At 70.8% G+C, this 2,413-nt stretch carries 2 protein-coding genes; both read right to left on the minus strand.

What is annotated here, in order from left to right:
• Positions 1–254: 254 nt before the first annotated feature.
• Positions 255–851, minus strand: coding sequence for a hypothetical protein (locus VM221_07755; protein ID HUT74713.1), 597 nt, complete (start codon positions 849–851; stop codon positions 255–257).
• Between the two features lie 24 nt (positions 852–875).
• Positions 876–2,413 (minus strand): WecB/TagA/CpsF family glycosyltransferase (locus VM221_07760; protein ID HUT74714.1); only part of this gene is annotated, 1,538 nt, incomplete at its 5' end.

Genomic DNA, 2,413 nt, shown 5'->3' on the forward strand with positions numbered 1-2,413 from the left:
AGGCAGCGACCGACGATCCGGGCGGCGAGAAACCGTCCGGGGAGGCCATTCCCCATCGCGACCCGCCAATTCAACCCAAGGCAAGCGAAAACAGACCGAAAACCACCGCCTGGTCACCGGGTGTGAATAATGCGGGCTAGGTGCCTGTCGAAGAGGGGAGGTTGGGTGAGGGTGACACGGCTGCGGGGTGCGGCTCGACCCGACGTACCCTCACCCGTCCCGACGAGTCGGGGCCGCAGCGGCGACGGCAGTCGTCACTTCCCAGTCAGACGCAGGAGCGCGATCAGCCACCCTGCGACCAGCGACCCGGCGCATCCCGCCTTGGGGCGCGTGCGTTCGCGCCGCATTCCCTTCTCGATCATCCGCCGAAGATGGGGCGGAACTTCCTCGAGCGAGCCGTATTCCTGGTCGCCGATGCGTATGCGCCTGGTTTCCGTCACCGTTGTGGGCCGCGCGCCCCCCGAGGTCCGCAGCACGATCTCCGGCCCCGGCTCCGACTGCGCGAGCCGCCGGAGGGTCTGCTGTTTGTCCTCGCTTGCGTGCCGCGCATCGAGCTCGATGATTCTGCTGAATGCGGACAGCAGGGCCGCGGCGTGGTCCGGGTAGCGCGCCTTCAGCGCCCGCAACAGGGCCTCGTCGAAGTCTTCGCCTGCATGAGCCGAAGCCAGGGCCTCGGCGATGACGGGCGCCACCCGCACCTTCAACTCGCTGTGGTTGCCCGTGGGCGGCCCCAGGCCGCCGGGCACCAGTGCGACGTGGCACTCCCGGCAGACGATCGCACTCGGGTCGTCGTAGGTGCGAGCGCAGCGCGGACATACCCGCGGCGGTCGCCCGGGTCTCGCAGTGGTCACGATCGGTTCCCTTTCTCCGGCCGCTCACCGCTGTGGGCGGGCAGGACGGTTGGGCGGGACCGAGCGCGCGCCGCGAGAGCGGCGACGCCGCAGGCCGTCCGCGGCGGCCATCCACACGAATTTCGGCAAGGCCGCCAGTCTCGGCACGCGCGACGGCTCGCGCAGGGCGCGCCACAACCATTCCAGCCCCAGCCGCTGCATGAACACCGGCGCCCGCTTGAGCCGCCCCGAGATGACGTCGAAGCTTCCCCCCACTCCGATCGCCACCGCCACCGATAGCTCATCGAGATGACGCCGGATCCACTTCTCCTGCCTGGGCACACCCAGGGCGACGAACAGGATGTCGGGCTTGGCATCGGCGACGCGCTGCACCACCTGCGGCTCCAGCACCTCCTCGAAGTAACCGTGCGCGGTGCCGACGACGCTGAGGCCGGGGTAGCGCTGCTCGAGGTTGCGCGCCGCCTGCGCCGCCACCCCCGGAGCGGCGCCCAGCAGATAGATGGAATAGCCGCGCTCGGCCGCCAGTTCGCAGATGTGGTCCATCAGGTCCACGCCCGACACCCGCTCCCACAGCGGCAGCCCCAGCACCTTCGCCAGCCACACCACGCCGGCGCCGTCGGCGGTCACCAGGTCGGCGGAGCGCAGAATCTCCATCAGCTCGGGGTCGCGCTGCGCGCGCACTAGGGCGGAGGAGTCCGGCGTCACCACGTGGTGGGGCGCGCCCTGCTCCACGAACTCGGTCACGCGGTGCAGGGCGCCCGCGAGGTCGGTGCGGTGCACCGGCACGCCCAGCAGCTCCACCACCGTCTGCCCGGCGGTGTCGGGGTGCGACACGATGCGCGCCGCCAGGTAGAAGCCCACGGCGCCCAGCGCGGCGAGGATCGCCAGCAGCGCCAGCTTGAACAGGAACGAGACCTCGATGATGACCACCAGCAGCAGCCCCACCACGCAGAAGTAGGCGGTCATCGCGTAGAACAGAAGCACCACGTGCCGCAGGCCCACCCCCTCGCGCAGCATGAGCTGGTGCAGGTATTCGGAGCGCGGCGCTACCGTCAGCGCCGCCCGCCCCTGGCGCGAGGCGTAGATGGCGGCGTAGGTGGTGTTGAGGATGGGCACCGCCAGCACCAGCAGCGGCAGCCCCACCACCAGAAAGGCGGTGTTCTTGAGGGCGCCGATGACGCTCACCGCCGCCAGCGCGAAGCCCAGGGTGTAATGCCCGCTGCTGCCCAGCGTCATGCGCGGCGGCGGGAACTCGTACCCCAGGTAGCCAAGCGCCGCCCCCGCCAGCGCGAAGGTGATGGTGGCGGTCAGCCCCGCCGGGCTGCCTGGCGCCAGCGCCGCCGCGGCGGCGAAGGTGAGGGCGATGATCGCCACCAGGCCGGGGGTGTAGCCCGGCAGCCGGCGGCTGAGGGCGATCGCCCACATCACCCCCAGCAGCCACCCCACTGTCACCGGCGCCGACCACAGGCCGAGTTGGGCGTAGGTGTGGACGAAGGGGGGCTTGACGGTGTCAATGCGCACGCCCAGCAGGTAGGCCCAATAGGCGATGGCCGCGAACAGGA

This window comes from Armatimonadota bacterium (assembly GCA_035527535.1).
Lineage (GTDB): Bacteria > Armatimonadota > Hebobacteria.